The sequence below is a fragment of the Agaribacterium haliotis genome, from assembly GCF_002312815.1.
GTDB lineage: Bacteria > Pseudomonadota > Gammaproteobacteria > Pseudomonadales > Cellvibrionaceae > Agaribacterium > Agaribacterium haliotis.
In genome coordinates this window covers 83927-101942 of sequence record NZ_NKQJ01000012.1, presented here as the reverse complement: position 1 = coordinate 101942, position 18016 = coordinate 83927, and the positions used below count along the sequence as shown (strand labels likewise).

The window sequence follows — 18016 nt, the reverse complement described above, 5'->3', positions numbered from 1 at the left end:
CAAAGCCCCCATTTGTAGAGCTTAGTTTGGCGTTGGCAGTTGCATCCAGGCGTCTAAGAAGCGCGCTTGAAGCTGTTCACTATCATTTGCGCTGGTTTGCATCCATAGGCACGCAAGGGTCTCGGCGTCGGGTAAGGCTGCTTTGGCGCCTTGCTGAAGTTGTTGCATCTGATATTGCATGCGCAGGTTGCGGTCACTCTCTGGGCTTTCGTTGCCGGCGAGAACTTCTGCCTGAATGCACAAAAGGCGTACATCGTCCACATTGTTTTCAGTCGCTGGTTGCGCATTGAGCCAAGTTATCAGGGCATTGCGGGCCGTTTTGGGCAGCTCCGAGTTTGCCGCGAGTGTCTCTTTGAAATCGTGCAGTTTTTGTTTGTCTTCAGTCGCCTCGGCGAGTTGATTGGCCTGCTGCTTGAGCTCAAACATTTTTTGCCAGTGGTGCAGCTGTTTACTGTGTTTGTCTTGGTTTAGGCGCTGCTCAATGTTTGAGCATGCTGTGTTAAAGGCGGCCTGGAGCTGGCGCTCAGAGCGGCCATCTGCGTGTTCAATCGTTTGAAATTGTTGTTGCAGGGCATCGAGTTCCTGGCTCTTTTTAAGCAGGGCCTCGGCGTCGAGCTCTAGCCATGTTTTGATTTCATCAATTAATGCTTGAGCTTGCTGGCGCGCCTCTTTCTCTGCTTGTTTTTTATCGTCGCGTTCGGCATTGCGGCGCTCAAAAATACGATCGCAAAGCGCGCGAAATTCCGCCCATAATTGGCGCTCATCGCGCTGCGCGCAGCGGCCCAGCTTTTGCCATTGCTTTTGAAAAAACTGGGCTTTGTCGATGGCGCCGGCCAGGTCTTCTTGTTCCACCATTGGCGCAAGCGCTTTTATTAGTCGCTCTTTTTCAGCTTTGTTCTGTGCCCACCACTCGTTCAGCTGTTGCTGAATAGGCTCAATGGCAAGCTTAAATACTTGTTGCAATTGCTTGTGTTGCTCGCGCGGTAGTGGGCGCAAGGCGCGTTCACTTTGTCTGGCGTTGTTCAGTAATTTCTCTACCGCTGACCAGTCGGCGCGCTGCCAGTCATATTGCTGATAATAAGTTTGCAGCTGTTCGCTTAAGGCTTGGTGCTCTTTGGCTTTTTGCTGGCGTTCGGCATCAAGCTCGCCGTAGTGTTTTTTGCAAACCTCGTAAGCTTGGTCTGCTTTTTCTTTAAACGTTTCCCACAGTTCTTGATACTGACCGTCACTGCCTTTGCTCAGGCTTTTCCATTGGTTTTGCAGCTGGCGAATTTTCTCGGCTTGTTGCTCAGCGTTTAACGGTTGTTCCGCCAGAGCACCAATCTGTTCACACAGCGCTTCTAATTTGGGGCGCGTAGTGTAGGCGTGCCAGTCGGCGAGCTTGCTTAATTCCTGTTCGACTTTTTCTATTTGTTTGCTTAAGTAGCGAGAGTAGGGCCCAAACGTTTTTGTGTACTTTTCTAGCTCGCGTTCAGCTTCATGGTGCAGCGCGTTGGCGCGTTTTAGCTGGCCGTTGCGCGCGGCGCTACCGCATTTACGCAGGGTTTTTAAAAGCTCGTCTTCGGCGGCGTGCTTCAGCTTTAATTGCTTTTTTTGTTCTTGTTTGGCTTGTTTTTGCTCAAGCTCTTTGGCAGCCGAAGCTTGCAGGTCTTCGCTGTCGCTTGTCTCGGCGGTGTTGTCGTGCGCTGTTTGTTGCGCGGTCTCGGCGTTTTCTTGTTGCTGTTGTTGAGCAAGCTTGGCGGTCTCATTTACCTGTTGCTGCGCCTCGAGCTCTTCTGCCGTGCTCAAGGTGTTTTGACATTGCTTAATTAGCTCGTCGATGTGCTGCTCGCTGGTGCCGGCTATGCCTAACGCTTGCAGTTGGCTAAAGCGCCGCTGTAAGCGCTCAAGTTCTGCGCGGTAGTCTTTGCCAAAGCTTCGTTTTGTGTGAGATTCCAGCTCTGCGATCAATTTTTGAATATTGGCCTGGTGCTGGGTGTTTTTTTTCTGTTCGCTTTTAATGGCGTCCAGTTTGTCGCGAACCTGGCGGAAGTGCTGCTTGTCATGGTTGCGCAGGTGTTTTTCGAGTTGACGCAGCAAGTCGTAGTTATTGACTTGCTCAATTAATACCGTGCGCTGCGCGCCAGCGTTGCTCAGGCACAATTCGTAGCACGTTTGTTCGGTGAGTTTTTCAACGCAGCGACGAGCCGGTTCGTCATTTTTACAAAGCGCGTAAATGGCGAGTTTTTGCTCAGTTTTTTCCAGGCCTTGACCCACAAAGTCGGCAGTTAGCTCGCCGCTGTCAATCTTGTTGGCGAGTATCTTGCGAGCATGTTTTTGTTGTGCGCCGCTTGTGCAGCTGTGCTCGAGTAGCGTTTGATCACTGAGAGGTTCAACCGGGGCGACAGTTTGTTTAGCTGTCTGGGGCTTGGCTGTTGTCGTTTGAACAGTTTTTTGCCCGAATAGTCGCTTGAGTAGTTTCATTGGCGTAAAGCAGCGTTAGTAAAAGTGAGCACGAAGCATACTTATTCTTTTCGGGCTTTCCAATACTTCACTGCTTTAGTCGCTTTTTGTTTGCTTCTCTTGTATGCGCTGTAACAGCAACTCGCGCAAACGGCGCTCGATTACGGGCATAAATTCAGTCACAAGCTGGTCGATGACTTCGTCATGATCGTGATTGACAGTTTTTTCCGCGATATTGAGTTCGCTATAGTTGTTGGCTTGCTGCCCTTGAATCTCGTTGATGATGTCCCGGTGTTTGCCCAGGCGTTCGCGAATATGCGGCGGTAAAAAAGGGTTTTCTTCCGCGGCGGGGCGGGCATCGCTGCTGCTTTTGGCGGCTTTGTTTATAGCGCCAAATGTGGTGGTGACACTTCGGGCGATTGGGCTCATTGCTTGGCTGGCATCGTCAAATATAGATACTTGTGTTTGCAGATCACCGTCAGGGCCGGTTTTTTGTATGTGGGGGGGCATAGCGAGCTTGTCGTCTTGAGTTTTAGCTGGCCCGCCCCGCGCAACAAGATCGGGTGCCTCGTCGGCTGATTCGGCGCGAGCTAGGCTGTCCAGATCGAGCTCGTCTTTATCTGCGCGAGTGAGCCGCTCGAGTTCGGATTCGAGTTCGGCGTCGAGGCGTGCCTTTTGCTCGTCTGTAGTTTCGTCTGCAGGCTCTAATTCCAGCTCGAGGTTTTGTTCTTCAAATGCGCCTTGTGTGGCGAAGCTGTTGTCACCATCTTCACTGTTGTCGGCAACCGCTGTCAGCGTAGGAATGGCATCAATATCGGCGTCGCTGCCGAGAAAATCTCGGATGGATTCAAGCTCTTGCAGCAGCTCATCTTTGGAAGGTTTGTTTTTGCTCATCTAAACGTGTGGTCCCTGCGCGAAGTGATGTTATAAAGCTCGCCGACACGCAACAGTTTGTTGCTGCCTGGTGCGCACACGGCCGTGTGTGGCGTCGGGCTTATTTGTTGATCATCGTGTCAGTGTTTGCGTTAGCCGCCCCGGTTAGAGGCTTGTTACTACTTTTATCTTACTGCAAGTTTAGTAATTCAGCTTGTTAGTCTCAATAGGGTAGCCGCGCTCTTTAAAAAAGCCGTAGTGTTTGCGGGAGGCTTGCAGCAGCGCTGGCTGTTGATTGACGACTTGCGCAAAGCGCTTGAAACGCGCAAACCACGGCGGCAATTGTGTGGCTAAGTTCAGCAGCACATCGTGGTGCTGCTCGCAGTCCGTTGCGCCGCAGCTGATGGCGATGGGCAGCTCGCCGAGTTCATCGTCGAGTTCACCGCCAACAATGGCATGAGGCAGATAGGCCTCGGGTTTAAAGCTCCAGAGTAAATCGTCGATTTGCTCGGCGTCGGCGGCGGAGTCAACGTGTACTAAAACACGGTTGCCCTGATTAACGGCTTTCTCAATCAGTCGGCAACTGAATAATAAACGCTGTTGCTCTTGTTCCGAGCTCAATATATAGAAACTAACTCTGGTCATTCTCTCTGGTCATTCTGTATTTTAATGCTGCTCTTATTTGTTGGTACGGCGCGTGTTTATTTACGCGTTTGCCAATAAATAGTTGATCAGCAGCTCAACGGGGCGCCCGCTTGCACCTTTGTTGCCGCCGCTGTTCCAGGCTGTGCCGGCAACATCCAGGTGAGCCCAGGCGTAGGCTTCAGTGAACTTGGCGAGGAAGCACGCGGCGGTAACGCTGCCCGCTTCGCGGCCACCGATATTAGCCATGTCGGCAAAGTTACTTTTCAACTGTTTGCCGTATTCGTCCCAAAGGGGCATTTGCCAGGCGCGATCACCTGTTTGCTCACCCGCTTCGAGCAGCTGCTCGGCGAGTTTTTGGTCGTTGGCGTAAAGGCCGCTGGCGTGGCTGCCCAGTGCAATGACACAGGCGCCGGTGAGTGTGGCAATGTCAATGACGGCTTTGGGTTTAAAACGCTCGGCGTAGGTCAGCGCGTCACAGAGAATCAAGCGGCCTTCGGCATCGGTGTTTAACACTTCAATGGTTTTGCCGCTCATTGAGGTGACAACGTCGCCGGGTTTGCTGGCATTGCCTGCAGGCATGTTTTCTGCGGCGGCAACTATGCCAACTACGTTCACTTTGGCATCCATAGCCGCCAGTGCTTTGATACAACCAAAAACGGATGCAGCGCCGCACATATCAAATTTCATTTCATCCATGCCGGCGCCGGGCTTAAGGCTAATGCCGCCGGTGTCAAAGGTGATGCCTTTGCCGACTAATACGCTGGGTTTACCCGTGCTTTTGCCTTTGTACTCAAATACGATAAAACGCGGCTCTTCGCTACTTGCTTTGGCGACCGATAAAAACGAGCCCATTTTAAGGCGCTCAATGGCTTTAAGGCCGAGTACTTTAACGCTGAGTTTACTTGAGCTCTGCGCAAGTTCTTTGGCTTTGTCACCGAGTATTGCCGGCGTGCAGTAGTTGCCGGGCAGGTTGCCGAGCTCGCGGCACAAGTTTAAGCCCGAAGCCAGGGCCTGGCCCTGCTGCAAGCCGCTGCGTAATTCGCGGGTTTGCTTGGTATTGTGGCTGGCCAGTACGACTCGCTTTAGATCGGGTGCGGGCGCGCTTTTACTGAGCGTGCTGTCGTAATTGTACGCCGCGTAGTCAAGGCTCTTGCTCAGCGCTGCAGCGAAGTGGCTGTCGCCGCCGAACAGGTCGATGGCGGCTTGGTCGGCAAATACCTGGATTTCTTTGCTTGGGCTTTTTACTAAAGCGGCTGCGGCCTGGCTTAACGACTGGTTTAATTTAACTGGCGCGACGGTTTCGCCGCCGACAGAAATAAGGCACAGATGCTGGATTTTGCCCTGCTCAAGCAAACTAAGTTGCTGGGGCTTGCCGTTTTTGAGTTTTTTCTGCTTTTGCAGCTGGCCAAAATAGCCTTCGGCCTTAAGGTCTAGCGCCTTACTTTGCTCGCCAAATTGTTTGCCGGCAGTGATAACAACCACGCTCTCGGCCTTAGTGCTATCAATGTTTAAGACCTTAGTGCTGTACACAAAACTCATACTTGTCTCCCTAAAGATTTAGCGGCGCAGCATACCACAGTGACTAAGCCCGATATAGAAAGTGTTTTAGCCATTTATTTTATAGGGCAGTGGCCCTAAAATAGCGCACGCTGCACGCTTGCTTCAGGGCCATCCGTTGATTATTTTTCGTTATCTCGCTAAAGAAGTGCTGGCCTCAATGTTTGCGGTTAGCCTGGTACTTTTACTGATTATTATCAGTGCTCGTTTTGTTAGTTATCTTGCCGAAGCCGCCGCCGGTGGTTTGGATGCCGGCATCTTGCTCACGCTTATGGCCTTTCGCCTACCTGCGTATCTTGAATTGATTCTCCCTTTGGGCCTGTTTATTGGCATTATGATGGCTTATGGGCGCATGTATATGGACAGTGAAATGACTGTGCTGAGCGCCTGTGGTGTGTCCGAAAATCGCCTGCTGTGTTACACCTTAATCACCGCATCGCTGGTTGCGGCGCTGGTGGCTATTTTTAGTTTACTGCTTGGCCCGGAAGGTGTTCGCGCTTCAGAAACACTGTTAGCTGAGCAGCGCAACCGCACCGATTTTGAGACGATTAAACCGGCTCGTTTTCACGAGCTGGATATTGGCTCGGGGGTTAGCTACGCCGAATCCATCAGCGCCGATAAAAAACGCTTGAGCAAGGTGTTTATGGCTCAGCTGCCGCCTGAGGGCAGCGGTGAAGCGCCGAGCATCGTTATGGCCGAAAGCGGTGAAACCATCGTCGATAGAGAGCTCGGGCGCAAATACCTGCTGTTAAAAAATGGCCGCCGTTATGTCGGCAGCCCCGGTGATGGCAATTATGAAGTGGTGGCTTTTGATGAGTTTGCCCAGCGCCTGCCGGATCAGGACTTCAGTGTAAAAGCGCAAAAAGACACCGACGCGATGACAACCGCCGCGCTGTGGCAGGCCGATAGTGCCGAGGCCAAGGCGGCGCTGCACTGGCGCTTGAGTTTGCCTGCGCTGGTTTTGGTGATTGCGTTGATGGCTGTGCCTCTGAGTCGCACGGCGCCGCGCAAAGGTCGCTATGGCAAGTTGGTGCCGGCGATTTTGTTGTACATGATTTACCTTGTGGCGGTCAATGCCGCGCGCGGTGCCAGTGAAAAGGGCGGTGACGCATCCATTGCAGCGCTGTGGCTCGTGCACTTTATATTTCTGGGGCTGGGTTTGTTGATGTTTTTTTGGCCGCGCTTGCGGCTGTTGGCGAAAACCAAAAATAACAAACATAGTGTGGCCGCTAGCGGAGAAAAGCAGTGAAACAGTTAAGTCGTTATGTCGGCCGGGTTGTGTTTGCGGCCATCGCCGTTGTACTGTTTGTGATTTTATCACTGGATTTAATTTCCGATCTGGTCGATCAGCTCGGTAATTTGCGGGGCAACTACGACCTCAAGGAAGCGATTATTTATGTGCTGCTTTATGTGCCGTCGAGCTGCTATGACTTTATTCCGCTGTCGGCGCTGGTCGGCTGTTTAATTGGCCTCGGCACTTTGGCAAGTTCCAGCGAACTTACCGTAATGCGTGCCGCCGGTGTCAGTGTCCGGCAGATTGTTTGGGTGGTGTTTAAGCCGGTACTGCTGGTGATTATCTGCGGCAGCTTGCTCGGCGAGTTTGTTGCGCCCTATACCGATCAATATGCCGATAGCCGCCGGGCGCTCGCTCAGGGCCATCAACGCGCTTTGCAAAGTGAAAAGGGCCTGTGGAGCAAAGAAGGGGACGAGTACATTCATATCAACGCCGTGCTGCCCAATGGCAAGCTCTACGGCATTACCCGCTTTAGTTTTGATGACGACGGGCGCTTGCTGTCGAGCAGTTTTGCCGATGCGGCAATCTATCAGGGCGATCACTGGTTTGAACAAGATGCGCAGCTGAGTCGTTTTGAAGGCAATCGTATTCAGACTAGCCGTCTCGACAGCCGTATTTGGCACAGTGAATTGAGCCCGGCGCTGCTGAATGTATTGGTGCTTAAGCCCGACGAATTGCCGATGAAAAAGCTCTATGACTACAGTGTTTATCTCGAAAAACAAGAAGTTGACGCCAGTGAATACCGCCTCGCTTTTTGGCAAAAGGCCCTGCAACCGCTGGCGACACTGAGCCTGGTTGTTATAGCAATATCGTTTATTCTCGGCCCGTTGCGCCAGGTGACTATGGGTTTTCGGGTGTTTGTTGGGGTGCTGGTGGGTTTGATTTTTCAAACCTCTCAAAAATTGCTTGGGCCTACCTCGATTATTATGGGTTTTTCACCGGCCTACGCGGTGCTGGTGCCGATACTTTGTTGTTTTATTTTTGGCTGGATATTGCTCAGGCGGGCGAACTGACCGCTTTTGAATGCTGCCAGTTATTAATCTCACTTTGTCCTAACTCAGCTACCTTTAGCTAGCTGGACCACTCGGGTATTGCTGATTCTGTCGTGCAGGCAGCAGCCATCTTTGTCGATCAGTGCCCAAAGCCAACCCAAACCAAAGGCGGCCAAGCCTAAAAAACCGGCGAGCGCGCGAATTAAGCAGGTGCTTAGTGTGAGTGTTTTGCCGTCTGCGCGCTTTAATTTTAGCCGCCAAGCCTTCATCGCGACGGTTTGTCCCACTCTGAGCCAAAAAAAACAATAAAAACCCAACACGCTTATCAGCCAGCCCAGTTGAACAATAAGGCCACCTGCGTTCGGCTGGAAATCTTTGGCTTCGCTGCCGAGTACGGCGGTAAAAATAAAAGTGACCAGGGCAAAATAGAGCAGGCTGACTGCGCACAAAATAAGGCTGTCGTAGAGTGTTGCGCACAGGCGTTTCCAGAGCTTGGCATTGCTCGGTTCGGGCGTCGGGGCGCCTTTTTGCTCGGTGGTTTTTTTGTCGCTCATAATGCTTTCAGTGAGATGCGTGGGCGCACATAGTAAAAAAAAACACAGCAAAGCGGGAGGCCTAATATTAAGAGCCCTATTAGGTTTGAAATAATGGGGCGGGGCTGCACTGAGCTGAGCCCGCGAGAATAGGCTTGGCTGCGCTTAGTTAAAGTGATAGCTGAATTTCAGTTCAACTTCGTCAGGGCCGAGACTAAGTGCGTAGTTATTGATATCGAAAAGGGCCGGGTTGTCTTTATTTGACGCTGCTGCAGTGTTTTCCGATCGCCCTTTGAGCGGGTTGAACTTGTCGATGCTCAGTTGCATTAACTTGCGCACAGCAGCGAAACCATTTAAGTGTACTTTGCGGTAGTTGCTTAACCAGAGCCTGTTTGCGTTTTGCTGAGCCGGGCTCAAGCTGTCATCACGCATCGCCTCGGCGCTTAAAAAGAGCTGCTCGTTATCCATTAACTGGGTTGGCGTTAGCGAAGCCGTGTTGCTGGAGTCTGTATGGTCAAAAGCAAAGCCAAGCGGGCTTAAGCAAAACAAGCTGATTAGAGCCAGCTGCTGTAGAGCACTGGTCAGCATTTTTTGTAGAGCTCGGCAAAGCATGTGTTTTCCTCAAAGAGTTGATGCTTTTATGCTCGGCCAAAACCCTGTTCAAAAAAAGAGCAGTACTTATATCGCTTTCTTCTTTGTTGTTCGCTCAAGGTGAGATCTTTGTCACGTTTTTCTTTGTCTTTTGTTATGCTTATGGCTGGCGAGGCTTTCGGCCGAAGTTCTTACTAACTTTTAGGGCAGTGCCGAGATTCGCTGGCACGTTTTATATTCTTTTGCTGTTTCGTGTGGCGTGTAAATATACGTATTTGATCTAACTTATTGTTGTACTTAAGCCCGGTTTTTAATGCAAATCCGATATAAGACGAGCGTCTTATTTTGTTATTTGTTTGTAAAAATCTTGCACGGCCTGGTTGTCAGCTTGGTAACTTGTGAGCTTGACGGTATAGCTTGAGCCATCTTCTTCGATATGACGAATTTGAGCGATTTGATAATTGAGTTCGGGCAGCAGGGTGATAAAGCTTTGTTTTTTATCGGGCTGATTAATGCGCTGCAGTTCAACACTCTGATAGCTTGTGCCGTTAAGTTTGTATTCGCCAGGCCCTATCACTTCAAATTGCAGATCTTTGACGCGGCTGTCTTTGGCAAATACTAGCTTGAATGTGTTTTTGCCTGCGGCCAACTCCTGTTGTAATTTAAGTTGGTAGAGCGAGGGGTCGAGAGTGCCTTCAACAAGGGCAAAATCCTTGTTTTTGTGTTTTTTGTCACTGCGGCGATAGTGGGCAAGTTGGGCTTGCCAGTCAAAGTCGATGCTTTGCTTGCTTTTTTTACCGAATACCTTGCGCTCGTAAACGTAGCGTTCGGGTTTGATGGCGCCGTTCTCAATAGAAAACTCACTGAGTTCGCGAATATAACCAAGAAAATTTGATGCATTAGCGCTTAAGCGCCAACCGTTGTCGCTTTGCTGGAGTTCGCGGGTGAGCTTTATGTTTAAACCGCTGTGTTTGCCTTCGTAGACGGCAGTAAACAGCGCAGGCTTGTCGCTGGCTGCTACATTTGCGCTGGTGAGGCACAGGCTGGCAAAACTTAAAAGCAGAGAAAAACGAAGATAAAGCGGTATAGTAAAAAGGCGCATAAATAATTTACTTGTGCTGATGTCCATGCAAGTTTGGCGTGTTCTAACTGAATTGTCGATGAACACTAGCTTGTTATCGTAAAAGGCTTGGCAAGTGCTGCGAGCGGATTAAACTGGGCCGGTTTTTTAACCTTTCTTTTGTCAATCAAGTGAGCCAGGTGAATTAAGTTCATGATCATTTTAAAGCACAGGCAAATTGCGAGCTTTCTATATATGTTGTTGTTTTTTGTTGTGGCAAGCGCAGCCCGTGGGGAGGCAGCATCACCTGGGCTTGAGTTGTATGACAAGTTGATTCAGGGGGCAATGGTTCGCGGTAAAACTGACGCCAGCGAGCTTGAAGTTCTCGGGCATACATTGAAACCGGACGAGCAGGGGCGCTTTGTTTTTGGTCTTGGTCGCGATGCAAAGCCGAGCTTGAAAATCAAACTTATCGACGCATCGGGTGCTGCGCTAAGCAGGGAATATGCTGTTGAGCAGCGCCAATACAGTGTGCAGCGCATTGACGGTGTTGAAAAAAAGTATGTTGAGCCGCCCGCTGAGGTGTTGGCGCGTATAAAAGATGAAGCTGCACGCGTGCGCCAGGCTCGCACGCTAAACAGAGATGATCGCGCGTACCAACAGAGTTTTATTTGGCCATCGGCGGGGCGAATTAGCGGTGTTTACGGTTCCCAGCGCGTTTTTAACGGCGTGCCCAAACGCCCCCACTTTGGCGTTGATGTGGCCGCGCCAACAGGTACAGCGGTGCTGGCGCCAGCTGATGGTTTGGTGAGTTTTGCCGATGCCGACCTTTATTATTCCGGTGGTACCTTAATTGTCGATCACGGCCGCGGCATTAGCTCAACATTTATTCACCTGAGCAAGTTGCACGTCAAAGACGGCGATAAAGTTAAGCAGGGGCAGCTGCTTGCCGAAATCGGCGCCACGGGGCGAGTGACCGGGCCCCACCTCGACTGGCGCATGAATTGGTTTGATCAGCGCCTGGATCCTGCGCTGTTGTTGGCGCCTGTTACGATGGGGCAAAGCGTGGGGCCGGTGGAGTAGCGGCGCTCATAAGTGTACAATCGCCGCTTTTGCGCCGAGTTGGCTTATGATCGATAAAAGTTTACTTAGTATTTTGGTTTGTCCTGTGACCAAAGCTCCCGTTGAGCTGGATGCAGATAAGGCTGAGCTCGTCTGTGTCGCCAGTGGTCTTGCCTACCCGATTCGCGACGGTATTCCGGTCATGCTTGAGTCCGAAGCTCGAGTGTTGAGTGACGAAGAAAAAGCCCAGTTTAAACACTAAGCACTTTGCGCACGGAGAGCCCGATGTCAGAGCCCAGCATATTCAGCCGTATTATGGCCGGTGAGATTCCGGCCGATATTCTCTACGAAGACGAAGACTGCATTTGCATCAACGATATTCAGCCTCAGGCACCGACTCATGTGCTGATTATTCCGCGCAAAGCGATAGCGCGCCTGGCGGATGCAACGGCGGAAGATAAAGCGTTACTTGGTGCACTGATGCTGCGTGTTGGCGATATCGCGCGCAAGCTCGGTGTCGACGATGCCTTTCGTGTGTGCATCAACAATGGTGAGCGCGCCGGTCAAACGGTGTTCCACTTACATATTCATCTACTTGCCGGAAAGAGCTTTAGTGAAGGCTCTTTGTCGATGCAGTAACTATTTAACTAAGAGTATTAGAACAATCAATGAAAAGCGCTGAGATTCGCCAGGCTTTCCTGGATTATTTCCAGTCTCAAGGTCACCAGGTGGTAGCCAGTTCTTCGCTGGTGCCGGGCAATGACCCGACTTTGCTGTTTACCAATGCCGGCATGGTGCAGTTTAAGGATGTGTTTCTCGGCAGCGATAAACGCAATTACAGCCGGGCGGCGAGCTCTCAGCGCTGTGTGCGCGCAGGGGGCAAACACAACGATCTGGAAAATGTCGGTTATACCGCGCGCCATCACACCTTTTTTGAAATGCTCGGCAATTTTAGTTTTGGCGATTATTTCAAGCGCGATGCCATTCGTTTTGCGTGGGAGTTTTTGACAAAAACCCTCGGCTTGCCTGAAGAGCGTTTGTGGGTGACGGTTCATATCAGCGACGATGAGGCCGCTGATATTTGGTTAAAAGAGATGGGGGTTAGTGCCGAGCGCTTTTCCCGTCTCGATGAAGATAACTTTTGGCAGATGGGGGATACCGGCCCCTGTGGTCCGAGTTCGGAGATTTTCTACGATCACGGTGCCGACGTACCAGGTGGCCCCCCGGGTTCTGAAAACGACGATCTAGACCGCTATATCGAGATATGGAACCTGGTGTTTATGCAGTATGAGCGCCAGTCCAGCGGTGAGCTTATTGCACTGCCTAAGCCGTCGGTGGATACCGGTATGGGGCTTGAGCGCATTGCTGCAGTGATGCAAGGTGTGCACAGCAACTACGAAATCGATTTGTTCCAGGCCCTGTTAAAAAGTGCGGCGAGCATTGTCGGCTGTCACGACCTTGAAGAAAAATCACTGCGTGTGATTGCCGATCATATTCGCTCGTGCTCATTTCTTGTGTGTGACGGGGTCTTGCCTTCGAATGAGGGGCGCGGCTACGTTTTGCGCCGCATTATTCGCAGGGCCATTCGCCACGGCAATAAACTTGGCCAGAAAGAATTATTTTTTCACAAGCTTGTCGGCGAGCTGGTTGTGCAAATGGGTGAGGCTTATCCAGAGCTTAAGGCGGCTCAGGCGCAGATTGAAAAAGTATTAAAAGCCGAAGAAGAGCAGTTTGCCAAAACCCTGGATAAAGGTATGGCTGTGCTCGAAAGTAAATTAAAAGATGTCGACGGCGATGTCATTCCCGGCGATGTGGTGTTTACGCTCTACGATACTTACGGTTTTCCGGTTGATTTGACCAACGATATCGCTCGTGAGCGCAAGCTCAGCCTCGATATGCCGGCGTATGAGCAGTTGATGGCCGAGCAAAAACAAAAGTCGAAAGAGGCCGGCGCGTTTAAAGTCGACTACACCGAAAACCTGCAGCTCGATGGCGATACGGAGTTTTCCGGTTATCGACAGCTTGAAGCTGATTCGCTTGTCGGCGCGCTTATTAAAGGTTCGGACAAAGTTGAAACATTAAGCGCCGGTGATGAGGCTGTTGTTGTGCTTCAGCAAACGCCTTTTTATGCAGAGTCCGGTGGTCAGGTTGGCGACAGCGGCTGGCTCAGCAGTGATGGCGGCGCGCGTTTTGAAGTGCTCGACTGTCAGAAAAGCGGTAGCAATCATTTGCATATCGGCCGTTTGCTCGAGGGCGAGCTCGCCGTGGGTGATACGGTGCATGCGCTAGTGGAGCCGGAAGTGCGCGCGTCCACCGCACGCAATCACAGCGCTACGCACTTGCTGCACGCCGCGCTTCGCGATGTGCTCGGCGAGCACGTTACGCAAAAAGGCTCGTTAAATGACAGTGAGCGCCTGCGTTTTGACTTTAGTCACTTTGAAGCGCTCAGCGCTGCTGAGCTTGAGCAAATTAGCGATATCGTCAACGATCAAATTCGCACAAATACGGCAGTAGAGACTGAGCTGTGCGATATGGACAGAGCCAAACAAAAAGGTGCGATGGCGCTGTTTGGTGAAAAGTATGGCGATGAAGTGCGCGTTTTAAGCATGGGCAAAGATAATTTTTCTGTCGAGCTTTGCGGTGGCACGCACGTTCTGCGCACCGGCGATATTGGTTATTTTCATATTGTTGCTGAAAGTGGTATTGCTGCGGGTGTGCGTCGTATTGAAGCGGTAACCGGCGAGCAGGCGCTCGCGCAGGTGAAGTCCTTGCAGCACAACAGTCAGGCGATTGCGGCCAAGCTTAAAGCGAGCCCGGATAAAATTATCGCCAAGCTCGATGGGCTTTTGACTCAGAACAAGGCGCTTGAAAAAGAATTGGCGCAACTTAAAGCTAAGTTAGCTTCGGCCTCGGCGGATCAGTGGCTGAGTGAGGCGACGGAAATCAAAGGCGTTAAACTATTGGTTAAAACCCTTGAAGGGGCCGATAACAAAGCGCTTCGAGATACGGTTGACAAGCTTAAAGACAAACTCGGCTGTTCTGCGGTGTTGTTGGCCGGAGTTAACGACGGCAAGATCGCTCTTGTGGCTGGTGTCAGCAAAGATGCGACCGGCAAGATAAAAGCTGGTGACCTTGTTAAACACGTCGCTGCGCAAGTTGGCGGCAAGGGCGGTGGTCGGCCCGATATGGCTCAAGGTGGCGGCAGTGATGTCGATGCGTTGCCCACGGCTATGGCTGGTGTCGCTGCTTGGTTTGAGGCGCTTTAGTCTCATTTCTCAGCTTGATGCTGAAGATTGGCAGCCTTTACTTAACTTTTTATAGCTTTTCGTGTTTAATTGGCGCCCATTTTTATGGGCGCCGCTGGTCTTTGCCGGCTTTGCGCAAGACCTGCCGTCTGATACGGCTTGCAAATATTGAGAAGCTCAGCGGATTAACAGACAAATGAGTTTGATTGTTCAGAAGTTCGGCGGCACCTCCGTCGGCACAGTAGAAAAGATTCAAAATGTCGCAAAAAAAGTAGCGGGATTTCGGGGTCAGGGTCACGATGTGGTGGTTGCGGTTTCAGCTATGAGTGGCGAAACCAATAAGCTGATCGGCATGGCTCACCAGATGCAGGCGCAGCCAGACCCGCGTGAAATGGATGTGTTAGTAAGCACCGGTGAGCAGGTGACCATTGCGCTTTTATGTATGGCGCTGAAAGATCTTGGTTACGATGCGCGTTCTTACACTGGTGGCCAGGTTCGTATTCTGACAGACAATTCGCACACCAAGGCGCGAATTCAGGAAATCGATGATCAGCACATTCACGCCGATTTAAAAGCTGGGCGTGTTGTTGTGGTTGCAGGTTTTCAGGGGGTTGATGAGTACGGCAACATTACCACGCTCGGCCGCGGCGGCTCCGATACAACCGGGGTTGCACTCGCTGCAGCTTTGCGCGCTGACGAGTGCCAAATTTATACCGACGTTGACGGTGTCTATACCACGGACCCCCGTGTTGTTCCGCGCGCACAGCGCCTGGAGCAAATTACTTTTGAAGAAATGCTTGAAATGGCGAGCCTCGGCTCGAAAGTACTACAGATCAGGGCGGTTGAGTTTGCCGGCAAATACAATGTGCCGCTGCGTGTGCTCTCTACGTTTGTTGACGGCCCCGGCACTCTGATCACTCTTGATGAGGAAAATTCGACTATGGAACAACCCGTTGTTTCCGGTATTGCGTTTAACCGCGATGAAGCCAAAGTTAGTGTGCTCGGCGTTCCCGATGCTCCCGGCGTAGCGGCACAAATTTTGTCGGCTGTTGGCGATGCCAACATTGAGATCGATGTGATTGTGCAGAATACGTCTGCAGATAAGCAGACCAATGATCTGACTTTTACGGTTAACCGTACCGAACTGGCAAAAGCAAAAGAAATTGTCGATAAAATTGCATCTGAATTAAACGCGGCCTCGGTTGAGGTTGACGATAGTATTACTAAAGTCAGTGTTGTTGGTGTGGGCATGCGCTCTCATGCCGGTGTGGCGTCGACCATGTTTAAAGCGCTGGCCGATGAAAATATTAATATTCAGATGATCAGTACTTCAGAAATTAAGATATCGGTTATCATCGATGAGCGTTATCTGGAGTTGGCTGTGCGTGCTTTGCACACCGCTTTTGGCCTTGATATGGAAGCAGAGGCTTAAGCAGCGGAGAGCTGCACAAGGGAAGCAGGGGGCCCTGGAACTGGCGCGGTTGGAGGAAAATCATAGGCCGTGCTACAACTAAATTAACCTCTGCTTGTTGAGACTCTACTCGCATGCAGTGATAGCACGGATGTGCTGGCCGGCTCAATTGGCCGCTGCGTTCAAAAAAGAACACAATTAAGGAGCCCCAGATGCTAATTCTGACTCGTCGTATTGGTGAAACCCTGATGGTCGGTGATGATGTCACTGTAACCGTGCTAGGTGTGAAAGGTAATCAGGTGCGTATTGGTGTGAATGCGCCCAAAGAAATTGCCGTTCACCGTGAAGAAATTTATCAGCGCATACAGGCTGAAAAGCAGGGTGGTCAGGGAAATAACGGTAACTCTTAAAGCTCTGTGGGGCAGGGTTTGTAGTCAAAATTTACACGTTCTGCCTGACATTTATTCAGCTTAAAAGTGACTTATAAAAAAAAGCTGATATCGCCAAAATATCCGTTGATCTTTTAATTTTTGCTGCTATTATTCGTGACCCTCTGAGGCGCTAGCCCAGTTTTGATGGAGAGGTGGCCGAGTGGCCGAAGGCGCTCCCCTGCTAAGGGAGTATACCCTAATCCGGTATCGAGGGTTCGAATCCCTCCCTCTCCGCCATTTTGATATGAATAAGGGCACCCCATCTTGGGTGCCCTTTTTCGTATTCACTCTCGATATTCCCACCGCCAGCGGTAATACCCCTCCCTTAATGGTCATCTTCTTTGGGTAGACCGTAATCTCCTTGATTACGGACGTTAATAGCGCCTTAGTTGCCTCTCGGTCTCCCTTGGCAATTACGTTGATGGCAGCTTCTGCAAATAAGCTTATGTGTCGTTGACCGAACTTCTTGATTGGGAGTGCTATTTTCTCTTTTAGGGATCGCTCCTCGGATTTGATCTGCTCGAGCTTTCTCTTAAAGCCTTCTAGTGTTTCTCGAGTGGTTTGGTCGAGGGTAAGTTGTTCCGTAGACAATAGCTCCAGCAGCGTCTTGTATTGCTTCTCGGTAGCTGCTGAGCTGACTTGGAGGCTAAGTAGGTGCTGCTTGTCTACTTTCACAGCAGCTTTGTGCTTGGCTTTAAGCGTAAGAACGTACTCCGAGAGGCAGTCCTCGCTCAATACTCTCTCGGCTACAGCTTCGACTACGGATTTTTCGATGAGTGGTTTAGGGATGTTTGGGCAGTTACAGCTTTTTGCATCTACCTTGATTTTTCGGTTGCACCGATAGTATTCATATTGACCACTTTTCCCGGTGATAACGACAAAGTTCGATTGGCATTCGCTGCATTTCACCAGCCCCGTAAGTAGTGACTTGCTTCTTTGTGCCTTAACCTCTCGTTGCTCTGGGGCCCGCGATTTAAGCCCCTTCTGAACTGAGTAGAAGGTGTCTTCATCAAGGATTTTGGGGTTCCGGTAGAAGATTGGAGCTATATCCTTATGCTTTTTGCGGAAATCGGGGCGGTATTCTCTTAGCCCTATGTATATGGGGTCAGTAAGAATGCGGTGAACGCTGTTGGTGGTCCAGTGGGACGAATTTGGCTTAACTCCTTTCTCATTTAAATGCTGTCCGATTCGTTTTACTCCAAAGGGCTGGCCGTGCGTCCCTTCAAGAGCTAGTCGAAATATCTCTTTTACAGCGGCAGCTTGGTCTTTTTGAATAACGAGGATTTTCTTCCCTTTAATCGCATCTGGTGCGGGTACAGACATATATCCGTAAGGAGCTCGACCTCCAGTAAAAAAGCCTTTTTCAACCGCGTCCGCCTTTCTATCAGATACCACTCTAGCGTTTTGTCGGCTTTGATGCTCATTAACGGATCCGAGCAGGCTCTTCATTAAATGTGCTGTGTCTGGATCGTCAGGAAGGTGTTCAGTAATTGAGTGAAATGATAGGCCAGAGTTCGTGATCACTTCATCGAAAATATGGCGGTTTTTTTCCTGTCTAGCGAATCGTGAAAGAGAGTAGACGACGACACCTTCGAAATTAACCTTCCCTAATTCAATATCAGCGAGCATTTGGTCCATGGTGGGTCTGTTTCCTCTGAACGCGGATTTTCCCTCTTCTATATAGTATTTAACGATCTGGTGGTCGTTTTGTTTTGCCCATCTCATAATGGCTATTTTCTGACCGTCGAGAGAGTCGTTTTCGTTGGCTTGTCTGGATGTGGAGACTCGGATGTAGGCGGCTAGTTTCATAGGTTGCCTCTTTGTATTAATTGATTGGTGGGGGCTAATTGAAATACTTTGATGGTGTTCGGCTTGATTCT

At 50.6% G+C, this 18016-nt stretch carries 15 protein-coding genes, 1 tRNA gene and 1 pseudogene; 9 read left to right on the top strand and 8 right to left on the bottom strand.

All coding sequences use genetic code 11. From position 1 onward, the window contains the following. Positions 1-21: 21 nt before the first annotated feature. From CFK45_RS14505 to CFK45_RS14490, 4 genes are all read right to left on the bottom strand, one after another. Complete coding sequence (locus CFK45_RS14505; protein WP_096087160.1) at positions 22-2463, bottom strand: DUF349 domain-containing protein; 2442 nt, start codon at positions 2461-2463, stop codon at positions 22-24. Between the two features lie 75 nt (positions 2464-2538). Further along, on the bottom strand, positions 2539-3336 hold the full coding sequence (locus CFK45_RS14500) for a hypothetical protein (protein ID WP_096087159.1): 798 nt from the start codon (positions 3334-3336) through the stop codon (positions 2539-2541). A 180-nt stretch (positions 3337-3516) separates the two neighbouring features. Then, positions 3517-3960 carry a DNA polymerase III subunit chi gene (locus CFK45_RS14495; protein WP_096087158.1) on the bottom strand — a complete coding sequence of 148 codons (444 nt, stop codon included), beginning with the start codon at positions 3958-3960 and terminating at the stop codon, positions 3517-3519. A gap of 60 nt (positions 3961-4020) precedes the next feature. Then, the gene (locus tag CFK45_RS14490) at positions 4021-5499 is read right to left on the bottom strand and encodes a leucyl aminopeptidase (RefSeq protein ID WP_096087157.1); all 1479 of its coding nucleotides are present in this window, start codon (positions 5497-5499) and stop codon (positions 4021-4023) included. A gap of 136 nt (positions 5500-5635) precedes the next feature. Here CFK45_RS14490 and lptF point away from each other — a divergent pair, with 136 nt between their 5' ends. After that, positions 5636-6766 (top strand): LPS export ABC transporter permease LptF, encoded by a 1131-nt coding sequence (gene lptF, locus CFK45_RS14485; RefSeq protein ID WP_096087156.1) that lies wholly within the window; start codon positions 5636-5638, stop codon positions 6764-6766. Then, complete coding sequence (gene lptG, locus CFK45_RS14480; protein ID WP_096087155.1) at positions 6763-7824, top strand: LPS export ABC transporter permease LptG; 1062 nt, start codon at positions 6763-6765, stop codon at positions 7822-7824. Before lptF ends, lptG begins: the two co-directional genes overlap by 4 nt. 44 nt (positions 7825-7868) lie before the next feature. On the opposite strand, the gene CFK45_RS14475 is transcribed toward lptG, so the two are convergent. From CFK45_RS14475 to CFK45_RS14460, 3 genes are all read right to left on the bottom strand, one after another. Beyond that, positions 7869-8357, bottom strand: a complete 489-nt coding sequence (locus tag CFK45_RS14475; RefSeq protein ID WP_096087154.1) for an RDD family protein — start codon at positions 8355-8357, stop codon at positions 7869-7871. Positions 8358-8501: 144 nt separating this feature from the next. Then, positions 8502-8948 (bottom strand): hypothetical protein, encoded by a 447-nt coding sequence (locus CFK45_RS14470; protein WP_143247606.1) that lies wholly within the window; start codon positions 8946-8948, stop codon positions 8502-8504. 319 nt (positions 8949-9267) lie between these two features. Then, the gene (locus CFK45_RS14460; protein ID WP_158224717.1) at positions 9268-10029 is read right to left on the bottom strand and encodes a DUF3108 domain-containing protein; all 762 of its coding nucleotides are present in this window, start codon (positions 10027-10029) and stop codon (positions 9268-9270) included. A gap of 171 nt (positions 10030-10200) precedes the next feature. Here CFK45_RS14460 and CFK45_RS14455 point away from each other — a divergent pair, with 171 nt between their 5' ends. The 7 genes from CFK45_RS14455 (at position 10201) to CFK45_RS14425 (ending at position 16373) form a co-directional block, all read left to right on the top strand. After that, a complete protein-coding gene (locus tag CFK45_RS14455) occupies positions 10201-11070 on the top strand; it encodes a M23 family metallopeptidase (RefSeq protein ID WP_204378485.1) in 870 nt (289 codons plus the stop codon). A 46-nt stretch (positions 11071-11116) separates the two neighbouring features. Next, positions 11117-11311 carry a Trm112 family protein gene (locus CFK45_RS14450; RefSeq protein ID WP_096087150.1) on the top strand — a complete coding sequence of 65 codons (195 nt, stop codon included), beginning with the start codon at positions 11117-11119 and terminating at the stop codon, positions 11309-11311. A gap of 23 nt (positions 11312-11334) precedes the next feature. Continuing rightward, positions 11335-11688: a histidine triad nucleotide-binding protein gene (locus CFK45_RS14445; protein WP_096087149.1), complete on the top strand. Its 354-nt coding sequence runs from the start codon at positions 11335-11337 to the stop codon at positions 11686-11688. A gap of 29 nt (positions 11689-11717) precedes the next feature. After that, entirely contained in the window at positions 11718-14315 is a 2598-nt protein-coding gene (gene alaS / locus CFK45_RS14440; protein ID WP_096087148.1) for an alanine--tRNA ligase, read from the top strand. Positions 14316-14490: 175 nt separating this feature from the next. Next, positions 14491-15726, top strand: a complete 1236-nt coding sequence (locus CFK45_RS14435; protein WP_096087147.1) for an aspartate kinase — start codon at positions 14491-14493, stop codon at positions 15724-15726. A 191-nt stretch (positions 15727-15917) separates the two neighbouring features. Continuing rightward, a complete protein-coding gene (csrA, locus tag CFK45_RS14430) occupies positions 15918-16115 on the top strand; it encodes a carbon storage regulator CsrA (RefSeq protein WP_096087146.1) in 198 nt (65 codons plus the stop codon). 167 nt (positions 16116-16282) lie between these two features. Further along, positions 16283-16373: transfer RNA gene (locus CFK45_RS14425), tRNA-Ser, on the top strand. A 522-nt stretch (positions 16374-16895) separates the two neighbouring features. Here CFK45_RS14425 and CFK45_RS18925 read toward each other — a convergent pair. Next, positions 16896-17945 (bottom strand): annotated as a pseudogene (locus CFK45_RS18925) (recombinase family protein); the annotation flags it as partial. Positions 17946-18016 lie beyond the last annotated feature (71 nt).

Excerpts from the sequence above, each read along its gene's own strand:
- alaS (WP_096087148.1), top strand. The coding sequence starts at position 11,718 with ATGAAAAGCGCTGAGATTCGCCAGGCTTTCCTGGATTATTTCCAGTCT.
- CFK45_RS14450 (WP_096087150.1), top strand. The coding sequence starts at position 11,117 with ATGATCGATAAAAGTTTACTTAGTATTTTGGTTTGTCCTGTGACCAAA.
- CFK45_RS14495 (WP_096087158.1), bottom strand. The coding sequence starts at position 3,960 with ATGACCAGAGTTAGTTTCTATATATTGAGCTCGGAACAAGAGCAACAG.
- CFK45_RS14435 (WP_096087147.1), top strand. The coding sequence starts at position 14,491 with ATGAGTTTGATTGTTCAGAAGTTCGGCGGCACCTCCGTCGGCACAGTA.
- CFK45_RS14475 (WP_096087154.1), bottom strand. The coding sequence starts at position 8,357 with ATGAGCGACAAAAAAACCACCGAGCAAAAAGGCGCCCCGACGCCCGAA.
- CFK45_RS14445 (WP_096087149.1), top strand. The coding sequence starts at position 11,335 with ATGTCAGAGCCCAGCATATTCAGCCGTATTATGGCCGGTGAGATTCCG.
- CFK45_RS14490 (WP_096087157.1), bottom strand. The coding sequence starts at position 5,499 with ATGAGTTTTGTGTACAGCACTAAGGTCTTAAACATTGATAGCACTAAG.
- CFK45_RS14470 (WP_143247606.1), bottom strand. The coding sequence starts at position 8,948 with ATGCTTTGCCGAGCTCTACAAAAAATGCTGACCAGTGCTCTACAGCAG.
- CFK45_RS14505 (WP_096087160.1), bottom strand. The coding sequence starts at position 2,463 with ATGAAACTACTCAAGCGACTATTCGGGCAAAAAACTGTTCAAACGACA.
- csrA (WP_096087146.1), top strand. The coding sequence starts at position 15,918 with ATGCTAATTCTGACTCGTCGTATTGGTGAAACCCTGATGGTCGGTGAT.
- CFK45_RS14460 (WP_158224717.1), bottom strand. The coding sequence starts at position 10,029 with ATGCGCCTTTTTACTATACCGCTTTATCTTCGTTTTTCTCTGCTTTTA.
- CFK45_RS14500 (WP_096087159.1), bottom strand. The coding sequence starts at position 3,336 with ATGAGCAAAAACAAACCTTCCAAAGATGAGCTGCTGCAAGAGCTTGAA.
- CFK45_RS14455 (WP_204378485.1), top strand. The coding sequence starts at position 10,201 with ATGATCATTTTAAAGCACAGGCAAATTGCGAGCTTTCTATATATGTTG.